The organism is Luteirhabdus pelagi, from assembly GCF_016827595.1.
Classification (GTDB): domain Bacteria; phylum Bacteroidota; class Bacteroidia; order Flavobacteriales; family Flavobacteriaceae; genus Luteirhabdus; species Luteirhabdus pelagi.
In genome coordinates, this window is record NZ_JAECMS010000002.1 from 339093 (window position 1) to 361220 (window position 22128).

Genomic DNA, 22128 nt, shown 5'->3' on the forward strand with positions numbered 1-22128 from the left:
GTTATTCGCTGAAAAGTGCTTTTAATTCGGTAGCATCTTTCGCCGCCATTTTTCCAGCTAATACCAAGCTCAGTTGTCGTCGACGCAACGCCGCATCGTAACGCTCCTGTTCGAGGTCGGTTTCAGGTTTCAATTCTGGAACGGGAACGGGAATTCCCATTTCATCAACCGCCACAAACGTATAAATACCTTCATTCGCCTTACTACGTCGACCACTTTCGCGATCTTCAATCCACACGTCCATATACACTTCCATAGAACTTTTAAAAGCTCTGGAAACAGCAGCTTCAACGGTTACCACACTTCCAGACGGAATCATTTTGTTGAAGGCTACGTGGTTTACGGAAGCGGTTACCACGATTCTTCTACTATGGCGTCTAGCAGCGATACTCGCAGCACGATCCATACGCGCCAACAATTCACCTCCAAACATATTTCCGATAGGATTTGTTTCCCCAGGAAGTACGATGTCGGTAATAACAGTTCTTGAATCAGCGGGCGATTTGGTTTCCATTTGCAAAATTTTTGGCAAAGGTACGGTGTCTTTTACCGATTAACGCTAAAGAAAAGATAAAATAAAGGTTATTTTGAGAGGTCTTTCACCAACAACCAAGCGTCTTTATTTTCTGTTTGCTTGATCTGACGTAAGGTGCGAAGCGCTTCCAATCGGTCTTCGTGACTACTGTACACAACTTGGTGTAATCCGTAGCGATTTTCACCTATCAATTTTGCTTTAAAGCCTTTCTCTTGAAGTTGGGATTGCTTCTTTTTGGCATTTTCAGCAACGCGAAACGCACCGGCTACGATATGATAGCGGCCTTGCTCCTTTTCAACCGTTATGGTAAGGGCAGGAAGCGGATTTTCCATGATGAAGGTCGCCTCTTGAATCTGTTTTTCGACCATGGTATTGGCCTTTTCACGCTCAGCCAAATTATAGGCTTCTACATTATTCTCATACAGCTTCATACCACCAAAGCCAGCTAGCGTAACGGCTAATAGTCCGATAGCGGCATACTTCAAATAAGGTTTGGATTCCCGTTTTTCGGGAGTGATGTATACCGGTGCCTTTTCTTCGATAGCTTCCGCTTGTTTCTTATATACTTCACGTGAAATAGGGAGCGAAACAAAAGGCGCCAATCCAAAAGAGGTTGCACTAAAGGTCTCATCGGTATGCGGCTTAAACTGAAGCGAGCGTTCTTCATTCAACTTAAAGGTTCCCAAATTGGGAAAGATAATAGGAGTTCCTTCGGAGAGTTTTAGCGAAAGATCGCCAACTGCATTTCGAATTTTTTGAAGTGCCAATTCGTAGCTGCAAGATTCAGCAGTAGCGATATAATTTGCCAATAAACCATCGTTGGTCTGCAACTGCCGATTAAAGGAAAGGGACTTTCCTGGTGGGTGCCACGTATGGCTTTCACCATCAATTTGAGCAGGCTTATAATGGGTTAGAAATGCTCCAAAACCCGGAACGATTACGCACTCATAGCGATAGAGTAAATCTTTGACGTGATTGGCTAGCTGCATGAAACAAACATAGATTTTTTTTTGTTAGCAGTCAATGCTGAAGGGTTTCATTTATCAACAAACTTATTTATCGTATTTTTGAAAGGACTTCCCCGGCGCATGTTTTCGTTTCATGCTTTCCGAACAAGAACTATTATATACACTTGCTCTACAGCGCATTCCGAACCTAGGTGATATTTCAGCAAAGAAGCTACTCCGCCATTTTGGTACTGCGGAAGGTATTTTTAAAGCGAAGAAAAGAGAACTTCTAAAAATTGATGGTATTGGTAGCCTAAAACTGAAATCGCTTTTTAACGCGCAATATCTTGATGAAGCCGAAGCGGAACTCCACTTCATTCAAAAAGAAAAGCTTCAATTTAGTTACTATCAGGATTCAAGCTATCCCGAACATTTAAAGCATTGTTTGGATGGGCCAATTCTCTTTTTTCATAAGGGAAACATCGACATCAAAAACAAGAAACTGCTGAGCATCGTTGGAACGCGAAAAGCTACCTCGGCCGGTATCGATTTCACCAAAAAACTGATTGAAGCCTTGGCACCGCTTGATATCGTTATTGTTTCTGGCTTTGCCTACGGTATTGATATTACCGCACACAAAGCTGCTATAGACCATAACCTTCAAACCATCGCCTGTTTGGCGCATGGCATGAATCAGATCTATCCAAAATCGCATAAAAAATACGTTCAGAAAATGGTGGAGCACGGCGGATTTATAACCGAATTTTGGAGCGATGATACTTTTGATAGGAACAATTTCCTGAGACGAAATAGAATTATCGCAGGTATTTCCCAAGCTACGGTCGTCATCGAATCGGCTGAAAAAGGCGGAAGTTTGGTCACTGCAGACATTGCACATTCCTACAACCGTGACGTATTCGCTGTTCCTGGCAGAACTACCGACAGTCAAAGTGTAGGCTGCAACACGTTGATAAAAATCCAAAAAGCGCAGCTGATCACTAGTGCCGCCGATATTTTGTTTCATTTGGGCTGGGAAGCCAAGAAACCTTCCCCTACAAATCAAATTTCCTTGTTTGTCGAACTTACCGAGCAAGAGCAGAAGGTCTACGACTTCCTAAAGGAAAAAGGAAAGGAGGAGATCGATACCATTTCACTTTCGTGTGATTTACCCACCTTCGTCTTAGCGCCCCTATTATTGAGTTTAGAACTAAAAGGAGTGGTACGGCCCTTGCCTGGAAAACAATTTGAGACGCTTTAATAGCCTACTTTTTCCCGAACACGCTGCAATACTTCGTCGGCGGTTTGCTTTGCTTTTTGCGCACCCACCTGAAGTGCTTCCTCTACTTTTTCAGGATTCTCTATAAAATGAATATAGCGCTCACGCTCCTTTTCGAAACGTTTGGTGATAGCTTCATACAAAGCCTGCTTCGCATGGCCGTAGCCGTATCCGCCAGCTTCATAGTTTTTACGCATCTCAGTGGTTTCTTCTTCTGAAGCAATGATCTTATATAAGGCGAAAACGTTACAGGTGTCAGGATTTTTTGGTTCCTCTAGTGGAGTGCTATCGGTTTCAATACCCATGATCTGTTTCCGAAGCTTTTTATCTGGTAGAAAAATATTGATGATGTTGTTTTTCGATTTGCTCATTTTTTCTCCATCCGTACCCGGAATCCATTGGGTATTTTCCTGAAGTTTTGCTTCTGGAAGGACAAAAGTGTCACCCATCTTTGCATGAAAACGAGCGGCTACGTCGCGCGTCATTTCAATATGTTGCAATTGGTCTTTTCCTACGGGAATAAATTCCGCATCGTACAATAAAATATCCGCTGCCATTAGCATGGGATAGGTAAAAAGTCCTGCGTTTACATCTTCCAACCGATCGGCTTTATCCTTAAATGAATGTGCAAGCGTTAACCGTTGATAGGGGAAAAAGCAACTAAGATACCAAGACAATTCAGTAACCTGTGGGATATCACTCTGTCGATAAAAAACGGTTTTCGTTATGTCCAATCCAAACGCCAACCAAGTCGAAGCCGTACTCAAGGTATTGTTTCGCAAGGTTTCAGCATCCTTAATCTGGGTAAGGGAATGCATATCGGCAATAAACAAATAAGATTCATTCTTCGGATCGTTTGCCATTTCGATAGCAGGAATAATGGCTCCCAAGATATTTCCTAAATGTGGAGTTCCGGTACTTTGAATGCCGGTCAGGATTCTGGACATAACACTAGAATTTTCAGCAAAGGTACTTTTTTTCAAATTTTGGTAGCCTACAAATCCTTACTTTTGGGGGCGATGATCGTTTTGCGCTACATTTTTGCTACCCTATATCGAATATGGTTTTACATATTGATTGCAGTGCCCATCATTATAATGTTCCCTATACTTATTATTAGCATTCTACGGGAATCGTGGTATCCCTTTTTCTTTCGCTTGGCAAGAATCTGGGCCAAGGTAATTCTCTTTGGAATGGGTTTTCTTCCTATTGTTCATCGTAAAACAAAATACGAAAAAGGCAAGAGTTATATGTTTGTAGCCAATCATACCTCAATGACCGACATTATGCTAATGCTATATGTTACTCGAAATCCATTTGTGTTTGTGGGGAAGAAAGAATTGGCCAAAATTCCGGTTTTTGGTTTCTTCTATAAGCGAACATGCATTTTGGTTGATCGTAAAAATCCTAAGAGCCGACGCGACGTTTTTATAAGTGCCCAGCGAAAACTTGAACAAGGCCTAAGTGTTTGTATTTTTCCTGAAGGCGGTGTCCCAGACGATTTATCGGTTATATTGGATGAATTCAAGGACGGTGCGTTTCGTTTGGCAATCGAGCATCAGATTCCGATTGCACCGATGACGTTTTACGATAACAAAAAGCGTTTTTCGTATTCTTTTTTTACGGGGACTCCCGGTAAGATGCGGGTTACAATTCATGAAACCATACCTACAGAAACGCTAGAGGTTGAAGACAAGCGACAATTGAAGCAACAGACACGGGAGGTTATTCTAAAAAATTTAGAGAGAGGTCTATAACAAAAAAACCGTCCTATGGCGTGGGACGGTTTTCCTGAATCTTGTTTGGCGTTACCCAAACGAACCAACTAAAAAACTAACCTAAAACGATAAGCTAAATCCGCTATACACACCTAAATAATAAGGTCTGTGACGTACCGAGTTATCGGTATACGGATTGAGCTGATACTTAAACATAGGCTCAATATTAAACTTAAACGTATTACTAAATCTATAGCTAAGACCAACACCTGCGTTGGTCGCAAAACTTACAGAATTCAAATTATTGGCTTCTCCAAGAACGGAACTAAATCCGCCATCTTCCACCGAAATTTCATTATCGCCCAAGAACAACGTGCTCATTCCTCCAATAAGGTGCACCCCAAAGTGTTTGTTTACCACTGCATATTTCAACTCCAACGGAACCTCATAGTATCGAATGTTCTGGAATAACTCCGCATTCCCCCCAGTTGATTTAGGTGTAACATTCGCAAAATCGCCACTTTGGTTAGCCATACTTAAAGCTCCCTTGTCGACTGGAATAATAACATCTCCAGTCTGTCTTGAACCGTAATCGATAGTTGTGGAAGAAAACGCTACAGGCCCCGTACCGAGATCAATTTCGCCAGTGGAATACCCTAATTCTACATTATTGATACCGGTCCGAACACTCAATCGATCGCTAATGTTGTAAGCAACTTGAACACCATAGCTGATGTTTACTTCACCCGTTTTGGAATTGTCGGCAAACATAGGGTCGATAGAAGATCCTTCACCGAAAGAACTGTAATACACGGGGGCAACATTTGGTGCTACTTCCCAGCGCTTGTTAGGTTTGTTCGACTTGGCAACTGCATCCTCGGTGTTCTTAGATTCTTCAATTGCATCGAAAATAGACTGCTTTTCAGATTCTTTCTTGGCGTCCGTCTCGGTTTCAGCAACGGCAGTTTCTACCTCGGTATTTTCACTGTTGGCTGCTTTTTCCTTTGGAAGTTGTGAATTTGGGTTGTTATCTTTTGTATTAGTGGTTTTTGTATCTGTAGCGGCAATAGTTTCTTTCGCATTTTCTATCTGATTCATCCCAAAGGTTTTATCCTTTTCACCTTTCTGGACCGTACGATTATCAGTTTGTGCCACGGAAGTGTTTTGCGAAGCGTTTTGAGCCTTTTTCCTTTCAGTAGAAGTTGAAACAGGTCTCGTCGTTTCCGAAGCGACTGCTTCATTATTGATGGAGGATTCATTCTCAGTTGTGTTTTCCGCATCCTTTTCTTCGGAAGCAACACCTTCTGAAGAATCTTTCTTTGAAGACGCCGGCTCGGTGACATTATCCTGTTTCTGTTCAACGGCATCCTGCTGCACTTCTTCAACTGAATCTGTATCCGACAAGGGTGAAGAAGTATCGTCCCACACCAATTTATCGCCAATCAAAAAGATAAGGGCGATAAGCGCAGCAACACCAGCGGCTTTCCACCATAGCGGAATCACCTTTCGGTCTTTCCTCTCAGCATCCAACTGCTGTTGGATATTGTTCCAGACCTCAGGCGATGGCTCCGGGGCATGGCCCTCGAAACCTTGCTTAAATACTTCGTCTATGTTTCTATTATCTTTCATATAGCGTTTCCTTTCGGAAACTAATTTTATGCATCTTTCTGTTGATAGGCTTCAATCTTCTCCTTTAATATGCTTCGCGCACGCGCTAGGTTAGATTTAGACGTGCCATCGCTAATTCCTAACAATTCGGCGATCTCTTTATGTGTATAGCCATCCAAAACATACATGGAAAACACTAATCGGTATCGCTCCGGAAGCTCTTGGATAATCTGTAACAAGAATTTCAACGGAACGTTATCAGTTTCAACGATTACCTCTTCTGGCTGTTCTAATTGTGCTTCATCCTTAATATCGTACACTTTCTGTTTGCGATATTTTTGAAGCACGGTGTTTACGGTGACCCGTTTTAGCCAACCTTCGAAGGAACCTTTTCCGGTATACTGACCTATCTTTTTAAAAATGGTAATGAACGCATCCTGGAGGTTGTCCTCGGCTTCCGTTTTGTTGGGTGAGTACCGCAAACAAATGGAAAATAACACTCCCGAAAACTGTTGGTACAATTGTGCCTGTGCTTTCCGGTCCTGCTCCTTGCATCGCTGTATTAGCTCCTCTAGGGTCATGTAGTGCCGTGATGGTTAATGGATTGCGTTACTTAATTGGTGCAATATCCTAAAAATAATCAGGCCCTACACAAGGTAGATGCCTGATTTTGAAAAGGGTTGCGTAGCAAATGTACTTATTCGCTAATTTCTTTGATGGATTCCTTGATTTTCTGCTCTAATTCCTCCATTAATTCGGGATTATCGAGCAAAAGTGTTTTTACGGCATCGCGCCCCTGACCTAGCTTTGTATCGTCATAGCTATACCACGATCCGCTTTTTTGAACGATGCCAAATTCTGCTCCCAAATCGATTACTTCACCCACCTTACTGATTCCGGTACCATACATAATATCGAATTCAGCGGTCTTAAACGGGGGTGCCACTTTGTTCTTAACGATCTTCACCCGCGTTTTATTACCACGGACTTCACTATTGGAATCTTTGATTTGAGTAGAACGACGAATATCAAGTCGAACAGAACAATAGAATTTCAGTGCGTTACCTCCGGTAGTCGTTTCCGGGTTTCCGAACATCACTCCGATTTTTTCACGTAACTGGTTGATGAATATCACCGTACAATTAGTCTTGCTAATAGAAGCTGTTAACTTTCGAAGTGCTTGCGACATCAATCGAGCATGTAATCCCATTTTACTATCGCCCATTTCGCCTTCAATCTCGCTTTTTGGTGTCAAGGCCGCTACGGAGTCGATAACGATAATGTCTATCGCACCACTTCGAATCAAATTATCAGTAATTTCAAGGGCTTGTTCCCCATTATCGGGTTGAGAGATAATCAGGTTTTCAATATCAACACCCAATTTTTGCGCATAGTAGCGGTCAAACGCATGTTCCGCATCGATAAAGGCAGCAATACCTCCCTTTCGCTGTGCCTCGGCAATAGCATGAAGGGTTAAGGTCGTTTTACCTGAAGATTCCGGTCCGTAAATTTCAACGATTCGACCTCTTGGATAACCGCCTACTCCTAAGGCAACATCCAGTCCGAGTGAACCGGTTGGAATAACCTCTACATCCTGAACGGCGCTATCGCCCATTTTCATTACGGTACCCTTTCCGTAGGTTTTATCTAATTTATCTAACGTCAGCTTTAATGCCTTCAGTTTTGCATCCTGTTCTTTGCTCATTTTTAGTCTGTTTTTCTTGAATTTTGGTAGTAGGCTAAGGTACTATTTCTTTGGGTTTACAACAATTGGAAAGTATGGTAAGTTTTGGATTTTATCCACAATACCACCTTTCTATTATTTCAATCAAAAATGCTTGACAAACAGCTCCTTTCTATTGAAAGTTACGATAAAGTAATTAATTTGAGAGTAAGAAATTAGAAGAGTATGTCGTAATTCACCAATTCGAGGAAAAATAGTACTTTTGCCGAACATTAAAACAACTATTCTTTTTCACTAAAACGTAGTATAGCATGCAACTGTACAACAAAATGAGTGCAAAGGAAAGGGCCGCCATGCTGGAAGAAGCCGGCGAAGATCGATTAACCCTTTCTTTTTATCAATATGCCAAGATCGGCAATCCTACTTTATTTCGAAATCACCTTTTTGTGGCTTGGGACGAATTGGACGTTCTCGGACGTATCTATGTTGCCCATGAAGGTATCAACGCACAACTTTCAGTGCCTGCCAAGAATTTCAAGAAATTCAAGAAGTTTTTGGATGGTATCTATTTCCTGAAAGGTGTTCGCCTGAACATCGCAATCGAGCAGGACATGATGTCGTTCCTTAAATTAAAAATCAAGGTCCGTTCAAAGATTTTAGCCGACGGCTTAAACGACGATACTTTCGATGTTACCAACAAAGGGGTTCATGTAAATGCCGAAGCCTTCAACAAATTGCTGGACGATCCGAACACGATCTTGGTCGATATGCGTAACCACTATGAAAGTGAAATCGGTCATTTTCAGGGAGCTATCACACCCGATGTAGATACTTTCCGTGATTCCTTGGATATTATTGAAGAAGACCTAAAAGATCACAAGGAAGACAAAAACCTTGTAATGTATTGTACGGGTGGTATTCGCTGTGAAAAAGCCAGTGCCTACTATAAGCACAAAGGGTTCAAAAAAGTATTTCAATTGGAAGGTGGTATTATTGAATATGCCCGTCAGGTGAAAGATCAGGAACTTGAAAACAAATTCCTGGGGAAGAACTTTGTCTTCGACCATCGACGCGGAGAGCGCATTTCTGATGAAATTATTTCGAAATGCCATCAATGTGGAAAACCTTGCGATACACATGTGAATTGTGCTAACGAGGCTTGCCATCTTTTATTTATTCAATGTGAAGAATGTGCTGCAAAAATGGAAAATTGCTGTAGCGATGACTGTGTGGAGGTAATTCATCTTCCCTATGAGGAACAGAAAAAACTACGTCGCGGAACGCATAACAGCAACAAGATTTTTAAAAAAGGCCGGTCTGAGAAATTAAAATTCAAGAATTAACTTTCCGAATTCTGAAATCATCATTCTTCATTCATCATTAATTATTGGTATCTTTACCATAGAAATCAATCATTGTTTAATCTTCGTCCCTTTTTCACCTTAAAAAGGGCTATATATATAAAATATGGGCTGTACCAGCTGTGCTAGTGGCGCCGACGGACAGCCAAAAGGCTGCAAGAACAACGGGACCTGCGGTACTGATGGCTGTAACAAATTAACGGTATTCGACTGGCTTTCCAATATGGCGCTTCCCGCGAATGTAGCACCGTTCAAAGCTGTGGAAGTGCGTTTCAAAAACGGTCGTAAGGAATTTTTCCAGAATGCGGAAAATCTTACGCTTTCTATCGGCGATACGATCGCTACCGAAGCATCGCCAGGTCACGATATTGGGGTGGTAACCCTAACAGGCGAACTGGTTCGGGTTCAAATGAAGAAAAAGAAAATACGTAAATCGGTGGAAGAACTTCCAAAAATCTACCGAAAAGCAAGTCAACGCGATATCGATATTTGGCAGAAATGCCGCGATAAGGAACAAGAGGTTCAAAAGCGGTCGCGCGAAATTGCTATGCGACTCGGACTTCAAATGAAAATTAGCGATATCGAGTATCAGGGCGATGGCTCCAAGGCAATTTTCTATTATACAGCCGACGATCGCGTAGATTTTCGACAACTAATAAAAGACCTTGCACGTGCTTTCAATACCCGTATTGAAATGAAGCAAGTTGGCTTCCGTCAGGAAGCGGCCCGTTTAGGGGGTATCGGTTCCTGTGGAAGAGAACTATGCTGTTCTACTTGGTTAACCGATTTCCGTTCGGTGTCTACCTCAGCGGCGCGCTATCAACAGCTTTCGCTAAATCCACTGAAATTAGCGGGACAATGTGGAAAGTTGAAATGTTGTCTCAATTATGAATTGGATACGTATTTGGAAGCACTAAAAGAGTTTCCAAAAACAGATATTAAGCTGAAGACGGATAAAGGTCTCGCTATTTGTCAAAAAATCGACATTTTCAAAGGGCTGTTGTGGTATAGCTACGTTGATGATGGTATGAACTGGCACCAGCTTTCGGCGGCCAATGCCAATAAGATCATCGCAATGAACAAGGATGGCAAAAAAGTTGCCAGCCTTGAAATGTTTGTTGATGATAGTCCGCAGGCGTCCACCGAATTGTTTAGCGATGTGGTCGGACAGGATAGTTTGACGCGCTTCGATACGCCAAAGAAAAACAAGCGAAAAAAACGACGTAACAAAAAAGGCAGAGGGCCTCGTAATAAGAACCGCAACCGAAAATCGAATAAGAATGCCTAGAGCGCTTTTGGTATTATTTTTGGGAATTCTAGTAACCGCCTGCGAACCTGATGGAGTAGCGAGTGGTACGAAAGCCATCGATGGAGCTTGGAGTAAAGATGAAATAGTAGAGTTTAAGGTTCCCCGATTGGATTCCGTTCAACCCTATGATGTTTTTTTAACGTTGCGAAATAACAATGATTACCCCTTCAATAATATCTTTTTAATCGTGGCGATGGAATTTCCCCATGGAAAGGTGGTCGCCGATACCTTGGAATATCGAATGGCAGCGCCCGATGGAAAATGGTTGGGAACGGGAATCGGTTCTGTGAAGGAGAGTAAGCTTTGGTATAAGGAAAATGTACGTTTTGCGGAAGAAGGCGATTATATCCTTCGCATCTCACAAGCGGTGCGCAATAACGGTCAGGTCCAAGGCGTTACAGAATTGAAGGGAATTACCGACGTTGGCTATCAAATTGAAAAAGCCTCACAATAAATTGCTATGGCGACAAAAAAGAAAAAAAAGACTACTAAAAAAGACAATGGGGTTTCCAAACATATCCGAACCTTTTGGAAATTGTTTGGCGCTTTCGTACTGTTAATCATCCTATTGTTTCTGTTGGCCTCTTGGGGTGTCTTCGGAAGCCTTCCGGATGAAACCAGCCTCGAGAACCCTGAAAAAAACCTAGCGACTGAAATTATTTCCAGCAATGGTGAAGTGTTGGGAAAATTCTATCGTGAAAACCGTACCCCAGTCACGTTTGAAGAACTTCCTGATCACCTGGTGAATGCACTTATCGCTACCGAAGATGCTCGTTTTTACGATCATTCAGGCATCGATGCCAAAGGAACCGTTCGTGCCGCAGTGTTTTTAGGAACCCGCGGTGGCGCCAGTACCATTTCGCAACAGTTGGCGAAACTGTTTTTTACCGAACAGGTGTCGCGTAACAAATTAGCACGTGGTCTTCAAAAAATCAAGGAATGGATTATCGCCACACGACTGGAACGTCGGTATACCAAGGAGGAAATTATTACCATGTACTTCAACGAGTATGATTTCCTAAACCAAGCAGTCGGAATCGAGTCGGCAGCCAATATTTATTTTGATAAGAATCCTTCAGATCTTACGACTGCCGAAAGCGCAATGTTGGTTGGAATGTTTAAGAACAGTTCACTTTACAATCCGCTTCGCAATAAAGAAGGCGTCAGAAACAGACGAAATGTGGTCTTGGCCCAAATGGCGAAATACGATTATATCACCGATGAGGTTAAGGATTCGCTTCAAGCGCTTCCGCTGGGCGTTACCTACACCCCACAAGGTCATAATGAAGGTATTGCGACGTATTTCCGTGAATATGTTCGGAATTACATGGCAGAGTGGATTGAGGAGAACCCGAAAAGCGATGGTTCCAAATGGAATATTTACAGCGATGGGTTGAAAGTCTATACGACCATCGATTCGAAAATGCAGGAATATGCCGAAGAAGCGGTCGATGAACATATGCGTAATCTTCAAAAGGAATTCGACAAACGGAACGAGGATAACAAAACGGCTCCTTTTCGGGACATAACTTCCGAAGAAATGAATAGCATCATGAATTCAGCCATGCGTCGAAGCGATCGTTGGCGCGAAATGAAGCGACAGGATAAATCTGAGGAGGAAATCATCGCAAGCTTTAAGAAAAAAACCGATATGCGCATCTTCACTTGGGGCGGCGTGAAGGATACGGTAATGACTCCGATGGATTCCATTCGCTACTACAAAAAATTCTTACGGGCATCGATGATGAGTATGACGCCTCAAACGGGTGAAGTTAAAGCCTGGGTTGGCGGTATCGACTATAAGCACTTCAAATATGATATGGTGAAGACCGGACAACGGCAAATTGGATCTACTTTCAAACCATTCGTATATGCCACGGCTATCGATCAAATGCATATGTCGCCCTGCGATACCCTTCCCGATACGCCTTATACGATCGAGGCAGGCAAATATGGACTTCTAAAACCATGGACACCTAGCAATTCTGGAAAAACAAAAGGTGGAATGCTATCGCTTAAGCAAGCCCTTGCGCAATCCATCAATACCATAACAGCGCGTTTGATAGACCGTGTTGGACCAAAACCCGTAATCGATTTGGTTAGCAAAATGGGCGTTGATGCATCCGATATTCCGGAGGCACCGTCGATTGCCCTAGGAACACCAGATGTTACCTTATATGAAATGGTAGGGGCTTACAGCGTTTTTGCAAATGAAGGCGTATACGTTAAACCAACGCTTATTCAGCGTATTGAGGACAAAAACGGTACGATTTTGTATCAAAATGTTCCTGAAACCAAGGATGTTATAAGCGATGAAACAGCCTATGTTACGGTGAAGCTTATGGAAGGTGTAGTCGCTTCAGGTTCGGGTAGTCGCCTTCGCGGTACTTGGCGTGGCGGTCATATGTATGAAGAGGTTATTACCGGCTATCCCTACGACTTCAAGAATCCGATTGCTGGCAAAACCGGTACGACACAGAATAACAGTGATGGTTGGTTTATGGGCATGGTCCCAAATCTTGTTACGGGAGTTTGGGTTGGTGGTGAAGACCGATCGGTTCACTTCAACAGTACGAGCTACGGACAAGGGGCTACGATGGCATTGCCAATTTGGGCGGTGTATATGAAGAAATGTTATGCCAACGAAGAGTTGAATGTTTCTAAGGAAGAATTTAAGCGTCCGAAGAAAATTTCAATTATAACCGATTGTTCAGAGTATAAGCCAGAGAATACGGGTGAAGAGGAAATACCTGAGGAATTCGATTTTTAAACGATATTGAAGTATAAAAAACCTGCCCAGTAGCCTATTGGGCAGGTTTTTTTATAGCCCTATTTTTCGTACTTTTCAGAAAAAATAAGATAGATGATTACAAAGACAGTTCCGAATGTTGAAGCTGCCTGTGAAGGGGTTGAAGATAACATGACCTTAATGTTGGGAGGTTTTGGGTTATGTGGTATTCCAGAGAACGCGATTTCACAATTGGTGAAACTAAACGTTAAAGATGTGACCTGTATTTCAAACAATGCTGGAGTTGATGATTTTGGTCTGGGATTACTGCTTCAAAAGAAACAAATCAAAAAGATGATTTCTTCCTATGTGGGGGAAAATGCAGAATTCGAACGGCAAATGCTAAGTGGCGAATTGGAAGTGGAACTTATTCCACAGGGAACCTTGGCACAACGCTGCCGAGCAGCCCAAAGTGGTATTCCTGCTTTTTACACACCCGCTGGTTATGGAACGGAAGTAGGCGAAGGAAAGGAATCGCGAGAGTTTGATGGTAAGATGCACCTATTGGAGCATGCCTTTGAAGCCGATTTTGCCTTTGTAAAAGCTTGGAAGGGCGATACCGCTGGAAATCTCATCTTTAAGGGAACGGCTCGTAATTTTAATCCGAATATGTGCGGTGCCGCAAATATAACGGTGGCTGAGGTGGAAGAACTAGTGCCTGCCGGCGAACTGGATCCGAATGATATCCATATTCCGGGGATCTTCGTACAGCGCATCTTTAAAGGCGAACGTTATGAGAAACGAATTGAACAACGAACGGTACGAGCTAAATAATTTGAAGATGTAGCAAGGTGAACGGAATGAAGAGTATGTCTGGTTGAGCGAAGTCGAAACCTACATAATATTCTAAGAGTTCTCGAATGCCTGGCCCTCCGGCAAGCGAGCAATCGAACCAACATGGCAAAATTTTTTAAGAATTAACTAATTAACCAATGGCCTTAAGTAAAGAACAAATTGCACAACGCATTGCAAAGGAAGTGAAGGATGGATACTATGTGAATCTAGGTATCGGTATACCCACACTGGTAGCAAACTTTGTGCGCGACGATATAGAAGTAGAATTCCAAAGTGAAAATGGCATCTTGGGAATGGGTCCTTTTCCTTTTGAAGGTGAAGAGGACGCCGACCTCATTAATGCGGGGAAGCAAACCATTACCGCGCTTCCTGGCGCTTCCTTTTTCGACTCAGCGACAAGCTTTTCCATGATTCGTGGTCAGCATGTAGATTTAACCATTCTAGGAGCGATGGAAGTCGCCCAAAATGGAAATATTGCCAATTGGAAAATCCCTGGAAAGATGGTGAAAGGTATGGGCGGCGCCATGGATTTGGTCGCTAGTGCCGAAAGAATTATCGTAGCCATGATGCATACCAATCGTGCTGGCGAATCGAAATTGCTGAAGGAATGTTCACTCCCACTTACTGGCGTTGAATGTGTCACAAAGATTGTCACCAATTTGGCCGTTCTTGAAATAAAGGATAATGCCTTTCATCTTATGGAACGAGCACCAGGCGTTTCGGTAGATGAAATCAAAGAAGCAACGGATGGTGACTTGGTTATAAATGGCGACATTCCCGAAATGGTGTTATAAAAGCATTACTATCCATAAATTAAACTATATAGCTGATGTTCATACATCGGCTTTTTTTATGTCTTATTGTAGGAAAATACTGTGAATAATTTGTTAATTGTTAAAATTTTATGCATTTAATCGAATTAATATGTTTTTAATCCGATTTATTGGAACATCTTTTTCATATTAGCAGTCCCAAATGAAACCAACTTACTTATGAAACATTTACTACGTTCTGTCCACAATACACTACACCTACTGAAAAACGTATTGTATGTGGCTAAAAAAGTGTTTTTGTTGATGTAATCCTACTACCCCCGCGTAGGAGGAAGAGTACATTACCCCCGAATCTTTCATGATTCACATAATTCCCCTGTTCTTTGTGAGGTTAGAACAGGGGTTTTTTATATCCCATTGGGAATGGCGCTGATAAGCTTCTTGGTGTAAGGGCTATTTGGATTTTCATAGATCTCATCGGCATCACCCAACTCCTCGATGCGACCTTGGTTCATGACCAATAATTGGTCCGACATATACTTCACTACCGCCAAATCGTGTGAAATGAAGATGTAGGTGAAGCCAAAATCCTTCTTTAACTCGTTCAATAAGTTCAATACTTGTGCTTGTACTGAAATGTCCAAAGCCGAAACCGATTCATCACAAACAATCAATTTCGGTTCCATAGCAATGGTTCTGGCAATGCCCACACGCTGTCGTTGTCCGCCAGATAATTCATGTGGATAACGGTTAAAAAAGCTCTTATCCAATCCGACCCGTTCCAGCAACTCGAGCACCTTTTGTTTTCGTTCTTTTTTTGAATTCCCAATACCGTGCACCTTCATCGGTTCTATGATAGCTTCACCGATAATAATTCTTGGATTGAGAGAGGAATACGGGTCCTGAAAGATTAACTGTATCTCTTTCCGAAGGGATCTAATTTCACTCGACTTCAATGTGGTTAGATCTTTCCCTTTATAGCGAATAGTTCCCGCAGTAGCCGTTTCTAATTGTAAAATGGTTTTTCCGAGCGTCGATTTTCCGCAGCCGCTCTCTCCAACAAGTCCTAGTGTTTCTCCTTCAAAAACCGCAAAACTAACATCATTCACCGCTTTTACCGTTTCTTTCTTTGAAAACAAACCGGCATTCGAATAGTATTCTTTTGAAACATTGATGACCTCCAATAACGGGGGCTTCGTATACAATTCGCGGTGACGCTTCGCTCGTTGTTGCGCGGTAACCTCAGACGCCTGAAAGCTACCCTCTGAAAGAGCAGCAATGGTTGGTAATGTTTTCAATCGTTTTCCTAACGTTGGTCGCGAAGCTAACAGTGCTTTGGTATATTCAGCTTTTGGATGCTTGAAAATATTCTGTACGGTATCCTCTTCAACCTTATCGCCTCTATACATCACCATAACTCGATCGGCAATTTCCGAGACCAGGTTCAAATCGTGCGAGATAAACAGCATGCTCATATTGGTTTCCTGTTGTAACTCCTTCAACAGTTGAAGAATTTCCTTTTGAACGGTAACGTCCAAGGCTGTGGTCGGTTCATCGGCTATTAATAATTTCGGCTTACAGGCGATGGCCATAGCAATCATTACGCGCTGCATTTGTCCCCCGCTGATTTGATGCGGATAACTTTTGAAGAGTTGCTTCGGACGTGGCAATTTCACCTTTTCAAAAAGGGAGAGTGTTTCTTTCTTCGCTTCCGATTTCGATAATTTCTTATGCCATTGAAGAATTTCAGCCACTTGATACCCACATTTCAATGAAGGATTTAAAGCGCTCATAGGTTCCTGAAAGATCATGGCGATATCATTTCCTCGAATCGTTCGATATTCTTTTTCAGGAGCTTGAAGAAGATCTTTGGAATCGAAGACGATTTCACCTTCAATATGAGCGGTTTTCTTCGGAAGCAGTCCCATAACTGCCAAAGAGGTGACCGATTTTCCCGAACCCGATTCTCCGACAATCCCTAAGATTTCATTTTTTGCTACAGTGAAGGAAACAGTATGAATCACTTCAACACGAGCATTTTTTTTTCCGAAGGAAATAGATACATCATTCACAGAAAGTAGCGGCTTGTTAGGCATGCTTCAAAGATACATTTAATCTTGATGAAACAGTATTATCACAAACGCTACCGTATAAAAGATAGTGTTGTTAATAACTATTTCGTTCAAACATCGAAAAAATTTTTAAATACGCAATTTTTTTCATTGTTTCGTATCGTTTTGTCAATATAAAAAGCTCTTCTCTGCGTTATTAGCAGTTTTATAGGCAAAATATTAGAATTCACTATTTATTAATTTAAACAAACCTGACAGTATGAAAATTACTTCTACCCTCAGAAGGTCGTTTATGCTCGGTGCTTTTGGAGTTGCCTCCTTTGTTGGTTTTTCGCAAACCGCACAGGAACAACAGCAAATCACTAGTCGCTACGACCAATCGAATCTGACTCGGCTACAGAACGAATTAACAGCCCAACAACAACAGCGCAAGCAACAGGCGCTTAACGAAGCCCAACAACGCGGCTTACAAACTACCGTCATACTTCCCGATGGCGGCTTTGCCGAACTGCAATATATTGCAGAGGATGGCAGCCCAATTTATTATCGAACGTTTAACGTAGATGCTGCAGAGAGCACACGTACCGACTATTTAAATAGTGGCGGCGGATTAGGCCTATCTCTTGACGGTCAGAATATGACTGCTTATGTATGGGATGGTGGCCACGCCCGCATTACCCACCAAGAATATGATGGCCCTGGTGGAAGCAATCGTGTTACCGTAGAAGATGCCTCTTCCGAAGGGGGTACACAATTAAATTACCATGCTGCTCACGTAACGGGAACGATTACCGCATCTGGAGTGCAGGCGCAAGCCAAAGGTATGGCGCCGCAATCTCGTGTTCGCGGTTATATGTGGAACAATGACAAATCGGAAGCCACTGCTGCCGCTTCCAGTGGTATGCTCTTATCGAACCATAGCTATGGATATCGTAGCGACTTGGTTCCTGATTATTATTTTGGAGCTTATATCACCGAATCACGCGATTGGGATCAAATTATGTACAACGCTCCCTACTACCTAATGGTCGTGGCTGGAGGAAATGACGGTAATAGCAATTATAACGGTGCTCCACTCGATGGGAATTCAGCCTACGATAAACTTACAGGACATTCCACTTCCAAGAACAACTTGGTGGTTGCAAATGCTCAAGATGCCAATATTGATGGCAACGGTAACTTAATTAGCGTGAACATCAGTAGTAGCAGTAGCGAAGGACCAACAGATGATTATCGAATCAAGCCTGATATAACAGGTAATGGTTCTGGTGTATATTCCACGTACGAATCTAGCAACTCTGCCTACGGTACTATTTCTGGTACTTCCATGGCTTCCCCAAACGTTACAGGAACATTATTACTGTTACAACAACATCATAACGACCTTAACGGTAGCTATATGAGAGCAGCTACGTTAAAAGGACTTGCCCTTCACACTGCCGATGATGCTGGACCAACGGGTCCCGATGCTGTATATGGCTGGGGATTGTTAAACGCGAAGCGTGCTGCTGAAGCCATTAGCGATGAAGGCACCTATTCACAAATTGATGAATTGACACTTTCGCCAGGACAGACCTACTCTATTCAGGTAGATGCCGATGGCGTGAACGATTTAATCGCTTCAATTTCTTGGACCGATCCTGCAGGAACCGCTACTACGGCAACCAATAGCAATACGGCCCGTCTGGTAAACGATTTGGATCTTCGTGTTTCTCAGGGAGGAACAACGTACTTTCCATATCGATTAACAGGGGTTACTACAAATGGGTTGGGCGACAACGATCGCGATCCTTTTGAGAGAGTTGCCGTGTCTGGTGCTTCTGGAACCTACACCGTAACAGTAACGCATAAAGGTTCGCTAACCAATGGAAGTCAGAATTATAGCCTAATTTTAACTGGAATTATTGCCGGTGGTGCTACCTGTACCGCTGTTACGCCTGGAAATGTAAATGTTTCAGGTGTTGGTTCAGATTCCGCCATCCTAAACTATGATGCAGTTTCTGGAGCTACGTACGATGTTCGCTATCGCGAAAGTGGTACCAGTTCTTGGACGGTTCAAAATGCAGTGGGTACATCCAGTACGATTAACGGCCTTACCCCTGAAACTAGCTACCAAGCGCAAGTGCGTAGTAAGTGTTCGGATGGATCGACCTCCAATTATTCTTCTTCGGTAAACTTTACCACTACGGAAGTACAATTGGTGTATTGCGATTCGCAAGGAAACAATGTGAACGATGAATACATCAGTCGGGTTCAATTGGAGAGCATCGATAACTCAAGCGGATCTGGAAATGGATATTCAGATTTTACGAATATCAGTACCGATCTTGCTCAGGGAGATTCCGTAACGATTACGGTAACTCCTACCTGGACCGGAACAGTTTATGCTGAAGGATATGCCGTATGGGTTGATTATAACCAAGATGGCGATTTTGATGATAGCGGCGAACAAGTTTGGACGCAATCGGCAACGACAGCGACCCCTGTTAGCGGAAGCTTTACCGTTTCATCTTCGGCTACAGCTGGAAATACGCGGATGCGTGTGTCGATGAAGTACAACGGTATTCCGACCGCTTGTGAAACCTTCACCTATGGTGAAGTTGAGGATTATACCGTAAACATTACAGGAGCAGGTGCCGATACCCAAGCACCTAGTACTCCAACAAACCTTTCCGCTTCAAACATTACCCAAACCACTGTCGATTTATCATGGAATGCCTCCACCGATAATGTAGGTGTTACGGGATACGATGTCTATCAAGATGGAAGTAACATTGGAACTGTGACGGGTACTTCAACACAGGTAACAGGGCTTACTGCCGATACTTCTTACTCCTTTACGGTTCGCGCGCGTGATGCTGCCGGAAATGTTTCAGGCGATAGTAATACAGCAAATGTTACGACCGATCCTGTTCCGGATACGCAAGCACCAACAGCTCCAGCTAGCTTGGTAGCTTCAAATATTACACAAACAACTGTCGATCTTTCCTGGAATGCGTCTTCAGATAATGTGGGTGTAACAGGTTATGAAGTTTTCCAAGGTGGTGCGAGTATCGGCACTACCGCGAATACGTCTGCTACCGTTACTGGGTTGACGGCTGGAACAAACTATTCGTTTTATGTTCGAGCGTTTGATGAAGCAGGAAACAATTCCGCTGCAAGTAATACCGTAAACGTAACTACTGAATCTGCCGGAGGTGGTGGAAGTGGCTGTACTGGGGGTGTTGCATTACCATACGGCGAAAGCTTTGAAAGCTCCTTTGGTGGATGGACGCAGTCTTCGGCCGATGATATCAATTGGACCCGCGATGCTAATGGTACGCCATCCAGCGGAACAGGACCTTCTAGTGCCGTAAATGGATCCTTCTATATTTATGTAGAAGCTTCCGGTAATGGAACTGGTTACCCAAATAAGCAAGCCATTATTACATCTCCGTGTTTCGACCTTAGTGGTGAAGCAGCAGCGTCCTTCAGCTTTAACTATCATATGTATGGAGCAAGCAATATGGGAAGTATTGCCGTTGAAGCCAGCGACGATAATGGTGCTTCTTGGGCAACCCTTTGGAGTGAAACTGGTAACCAAGGAAACCAATGGTTAAGCCAGTCGATTGACCTTGCTGCCTATGTCGGCGGAAATGTTCAACTTCGATTTAACCGAATTACGGGTAATACATGGCAAGCAGATATTGCTATTGATAACGTAAGTGTTTCTGCCGGTGGCGGTGGAGGAACCAATCCACCAACAGGCTATTGCGCTTCCAATGGTAACAATACCAACGATGAATACATTCAACGTGTACAAATTGGAAGTATCGACAATAGCACGGGTGCTTCTCCAGGTGGCTACGGTGATTATACTAACCTTTCGACCAACTTGAGTGGTACGAATACCATTACCATTACTCCTGAATGGACAGGTACTGTTTATAATGAAGGCTATGCCGTTTGGGTTGACTGGAACCGTGATGGTGATTTCAGTGATAGTGGTGAATTGGTTTTCTCACGTTCGGCGACATCTGCGACATCTGTTTCTGGAAGCTTTACGATTCCTGCAGGAGCATCACTGGGAGCGACCGTTATGCGCGTTTCAATGAAGTATAACGATATTCCTGACCCATGTGAAAGTTTCCAATGGGGTGAAGTAGAGGACTATGTTGTCGTAATTGGCGCTGGTACTAACAGTAGCAATAGCGAAGGCGACAATCCGATTACCTATGGTTCTGATGGAAATGGCAATGGAACATTGGCTATCTATCCTAACCCAGTGAAAGGAAACACTTTGAATATTAAAGTGCTTCAGGCGAAGCCTACCGATTATACCTTGTATAATATGTTAGGACAAGTAGTAGCCAAAGGAGCCTTTACCGAAACCTTGGATGTTTCGCAACTCCCTAGCGGCGCTTACATGCTTGAAATAAATGGCGATCAGAAATTTGTAGAGCGATTTATAAAAGAGTAGTGAAACACTGCTAACCAACCAATGAAGCCCCGTTTTGTTTGGAACGGGGCTTTTTTTATAAGGTAATCACCTCATTTTCCTCTAACAACGTTTCATTGCGAAGACGAAGAAATATCTGGGCAACCGTTAACGTATCCTTTTCGCAATATTCGATAATACGATCGATATCTTTATTTTCATAATACACATTTCTTACATCACTACCATCGATATCATCCTTGGGTGAAGGAATGCCTAACACATGCGCCATCAATTTCAACGAAGTGAAGGTCTTGAAATCGCCAAACTTCCAAAGTTCCAAGGTGTCGAGATGCGGGACTTCCCATGGTTTTTTTCCAAAAAGGTTCAATTTGAAGGGAAGGGATATTCCGTGAATAATCATTCGCCTTGCGATATAGGGAAAGTCAAACTCTTTTCCATTGTGGGCACATAATAAATGATGCGGCCTGTTGAAATGTGTTTCCAACAATACTTTGAAGTCTTTCAGGATTTTTACCTCATCGCCATGGAAAGAAGTCAATCGAAATTGCCGAACATCACCCTTCATCGTAAAATACCCCACTGAAATACAGATAATCTTACCGAACTCGGCCCAAATACCTGCACGTTCGTAAAAATCTTCAGGCATTATTTCATCCTTACGTTGATACGCTGTTTTTTGTGCGTATAGCTCTTGGGTTAATTCATTTAGTTCTGAAAAATGTTGGTGTTGGGGTACGGTTTCGATATCCAAGAAGAGGATATTATCTAACTTAAGTCGTCTTAACATAAAAATGGATCGAAATAGCGCTGGGGTGTTTTGT

At 42.8% G+C, this 22128-nt stretch carries 17 protein-coding genes; 9 read left to right on the forward strand and 8 right to left on the reverse strand.

The genetic code is table 11. The features are described 5' to 3' along the window. Nucleotide 1: 1 nt before the first annotated feature. Together I4Q58_RS06355 and I4Q58_RS06360 are read right to left on the reverse strand one after the other, a co-directional pair. Nucleotides 2-514: an acyl-CoA thioesterase gene (locus tag I4Q58_RS06355; RefSeq protein WP_203294955.1), complete on the reverse strand. Its 513-nt coding sequence runs from the start codon at nucleotides 512-514 to the stop codon at nucleotides 2-4. Nucleotides 515-582: 68 nt separating this feature from the next. After that, complete coding sequence (locus I4Q58_RS06360) at nucleotides 583-1524, reverse strand: HU domain-containing protein (protein ID WP_203294957.1); 942 nt, start codon at nucleotides 1522-1524, stop codon at nucleotides 583-585. 112 nt (nucleotides 1525-1636) lie between these two features. Here I4Q58_RS06360 and dprA point away from each other — a divergent pair, with 112 nt between their 5' ends. Further along, nucleotides 1637-2740, forward strand: a complete 1104-nt coding sequence (gene dprA, locus I4Q58_RS06365) for a DNA-processing protein DprA (protein WP_203294959.1) — start codon at nucleotides 1637-1639, stop codon at nucleotides 2738-2740. On the opposite strand, the gene trpS is transcribed toward dprA, so the two are convergent. Continuing rightward, nucleotides 2737-3705, reverse strand: a complete 969-nt coding sequence (trpS, locus tag I4Q58_RS06370; protein ID WP_203294961.1) for a tryptophan--tRNA ligase — start codon at nucleotides 3703-3705, stop codon at nucleotides 2737-2739. The two genes, dprA and trpS, sit on opposite strands and share 4 nt — an antisense overlap. A 72-nt stretch (nucleotides 3706-3777) precedes the next feature. On the opposite strand from trpS, the gene I4Q58_RS06375 reads away from it, so the two are divergent. Beyond that, complete coding sequence (locus I4Q58_RS06375; protein WP_203295564.1) at nucleotides 3778-4515, forward strand: lysophospholipid acyltransferase family protein; 738 nt, start codon at nucleotides 3778-3780, stop codon at nucleotides 4513-4515. 81 nt (nucleotides 4516-4596) lie between these two features. On the opposite strand, the gene I4Q58_RS06380 is transcribed toward I4Q58_RS06375, so the two are convergent. The 3 genes from I4Q58_RS06380 to recA form a co-directional block, all read right to left on the reverse strand. Further along, entirely contained in the window at nucleotides 4597-6105 is a 1509-nt protein-coding gene (locus I4Q58_RS06380; RefSeq protein ID WP_203294963.1) for an anti-sigma factor, read from the reverse strand. A gap of 26 nt (nucleotides 6106-6131) precedes the next feature. Next, the gene (locus I4Q58_RS06385) at nucleotides 6132-6665 is read right to left on the reverse strand and encodes an RNA polymerase sigma factor (RefSeq protein WP_203294965.1); all 534 of its coding nucleotides are present in this window, start codon (nucleotides 6663-6665) and stop codon (nucleotides 6132-6134) included. A 116-nt stretch (nucleotides 6666-6781) separates the two neighbouring features. Then, a complete protein-coding gene (gene recA, locus I4Q58_RS06390; RefSeq protein ID WP_203294967.1) occupies nucleotides 6782-7789 on the reverse strand; it encodes a recombinase RecA in 1008 nt (335 codons plus the stop codon). 290 nt (nucleotides 7790-8079) lie between these two features. Between recA and trhO the strand changes: the two genes are divergently transcribed. From trhO to I4Q58_RS06420, 6 genes are all read left to right on the forward strand, one after another. Further along, entirely contained in the window at nucleotides 8080-9111 is a 1032-nt protein-coding gene (gene trhO, locus I4Q58_RS06395) for an oxygen-dependent tRNA uridine(34) hydroxylase TrhO (protein ID WP_203294969.1), read from the forward strand. A gap of 124 nt (nucleotides 9112-9235) precedes the next feature. Continuing rightward, nucleotides 9236-10417 carry a PSP1 domain-containing protein gene (locus I4Q58_RS06400; RefSeq protein WP_203294971.1) on the forward strand — a complete coding sequence of 394 codons (1182 nt, stop codon included), beginning with the start codon at nucleotides 9236-9238 and terminating at the stop codon, nucleotides 10415-10417. Beyond that, a complete protein-coding gene (locus I4Q58_RS06405) occupies nucleotides 10410-10892 on the forward strand; it encodes a gliding motility lipoprotein GldH (protein ID WP_203294973.1) in 483 nt (160 codons plus the stop codon). The genes I4Q58_RS06400 and I4Q58_RS06405 overlap by 8 nt, the downstream gene beginning before the upstream one ends. A gap of 6 nt (nucleotides 10893-10898) precedes the next feature. Then, entirely contained in the window at nucleotides 10899-13208 is a 2310-nt protein-coding gene (locus tag I4Q58_RS06410; protein WP_203294975.1) for a penicillin-binding protein 1A, read from the forward strand. Nucleotides 13209-13301: 93 nt separating this feature from the next. After that, on the forward strand, nucleotides 13302-14000 hold the full coding sequence (locus I4Q58_RS06415; protein ID WP_203294976.1) for a CoA transferase subunit A: 699 nt from the start codon (nucleotides 13302-13304) through the stop codon (nucleotides 13998-14000). Between the two features lie 158 nt (nucleotides 14001-14158). Continuing rightward, nucleotides 14159-14815: a CoA transferase subunit B gene (locus I4Q58_RS06420; protein WP_203294978.1), complete on the forward strand. Its 657-nt coding sequence runs from the start codon at nucleotides 14159-14161 to the stop codon at nucleotides 14813-14815. Between the two features lie 386 nt (nucleotides 14816-15201). Here the strand turns inward: I4Q58_RS06420 and I4Q58_RS06425 are convergent, their stop codons facing one another. Further along, a complete protein-coding gene (locus I4Q58_RS06425) occupies nucleotides 15202-16890 on the reverse strand; it encodes an ABC transporter ATP-binding protein (RefSeq protein WP_203294980.1) in 1689 nt (562 codons plus the stop codon). Between the two features lie 235 nt (nucleotides 16891-17125). Between I4Q58_RS06425 and I4Q58_RS06430 the strand changes: the two genes are divergently transcribed. Beyond that, the gene (locus I4Q58_RS06430) at nucleotides 17126-21325 is read left to right on the forward strand and encodes a GEVED domain-containing protein (protein WP_203294982.1); all 4200 of its coding nucleotides are present in this window, start codon (nucleotides 17126-17128) and stop codon (nucleotides 21323-21325) included. Between the two features lie 55 nt (nucleotides 21326-21380). On the opposite strand, the gene I4Q58_RS06435 is transcribed toward I4Q58_RS06430, so the two are convergent. After that, a complete protein-coding gene (locus I4Q58_RS06435) occupies nucleotides 21381-22094 on the reverse strand; it encodes a 3'-5' exonuclease (protein WP_203294984.1) in 714 nt (237 codons plus the stop codon). Nucleotides 22095-22128: the final 34 nt, after the last annotated feature.

Excerpts from the sequence above, each read along its gene's own strand:
- I4Q58_RS06355 (WP_203294955.1), bottom strand. The coding sequence starts at position 514 with ATGGAAACCAAATCGCCCGCTGATTCAAGAACTGTTATTACCGACATC.
- I4Q58_RS06360 (WP_203294957.1), bottom strand. The coding sequence starts at position 1,524 with ATGCAGCTAGCCAATCACGTCAAAGATTTACTCTATCGCTATGAGTGC.
- dprA (WP_203294959.1), top strand. The coding sequence starts at position 1,637 with ATGCTTTCCGAACAAGAACTATTATATACACTTGCTCTACAGCGCATT.
- trpS (WP_203294961.1), bottom strand. The coding sequence starts at position 3,705 with ATGTCCAGAATCCTGACCGGCATTCAAAGTACCGGAACTCCACATTTA.
- I4Q58_RS06375 (WP_203295564.1), top strand. The coding sequence starts at position 3,778 with ATGATCGTTTTGCGCTACATTTTTGCTACCCTATATCGAATATGGTTT.
- I4Q58_RS06380 (WP_203294963.1), bottom strand. The coding sequence starts at position 6,105 with ATGAAAGATAATAGAAACATAGACGAAGTATTTAAGCAAGGTTTCGAG.
- I4Q58_RS06385 (WP_203294965.1), bottom strand. The coding sequence starts at position 6,665 with ATGACCCTAGAGGAGCTAATACAGCGATGCAAGGAGCAGGACCGGAAA.
- recA (WP_203294967.1), bottom strand. The coding sequence starts at position 7,789 with ATGAGCAAAGAACAGGATGCAAAACTGAAGGCATTAAAGCTGACGTTA.
- trhO (WP_203294969.1), top strand. The coding sequence starts at position 8,080 with ATGCAACTGTACAACAAAATGAGTGCAAAGGAAAGGGCCGCCATGCTG.
- I4Q58_RS06400 (WP_203294971.1), top strand. The coding sequence starts at position 9,236 with ATGGGCTGTACCAGCTGTGCTAGTGGCGCCGACGGACAGCCAAAAGGC.
- I4Q58_RS06405 (WP_203294973.1), top strand. The coding sequence starts at position 10,410 with ATGCCTAGAGCGCTTTTGGTATTATTTTTGGGAATTCTAGTAACCGCC.
- I4Q58_RS06410 (WP_203294975.1), top strand. The coding sequence starts at position 10,899 with ATGGCGACAAAAAAGAAAAAAAAGACTACTAAAAAAGACAATGGGGTT.
- I4Q58_RS06415 (WP_203294976.1), top strand. The coding sequence starts at position 13,302 with ATGATTACAAAGACAGTTCCGAATGTTGAAGCTGCCTGTGAAGGGGTT.
- I4Q58_RS06420 (WP_203294978.1), top strand. The coding sequence starts at position 14,159 with ATGGCCTTAAGTAAAGAACAAATTGCACAACGCATTGCAAAGGAAGTG.
- I4Q58_RS06425 (WP_203294980.1), bottom strand. The coding sequence starts at position 16,890 with ATGCCTAACAAGCCGCTACTTTCTGTGAATGATGTATCTATTTCCTTC.
- I4Q58_RS06430 (WP_203294982.1), top strand. The coding sequence starts at position 17,126 with ATGAAAATTACTTCTACCCTCAGAAGGTCGTTTATGCTCGGTGCTTTT.
- I4Q58_RS06435 (WP_203294984.1), bottom strand. The coding sequence starts at position 22,094 with ATGTTAAGACGACTTAAGTTAGATAATATCCTCTTCTTGGATATCGAA.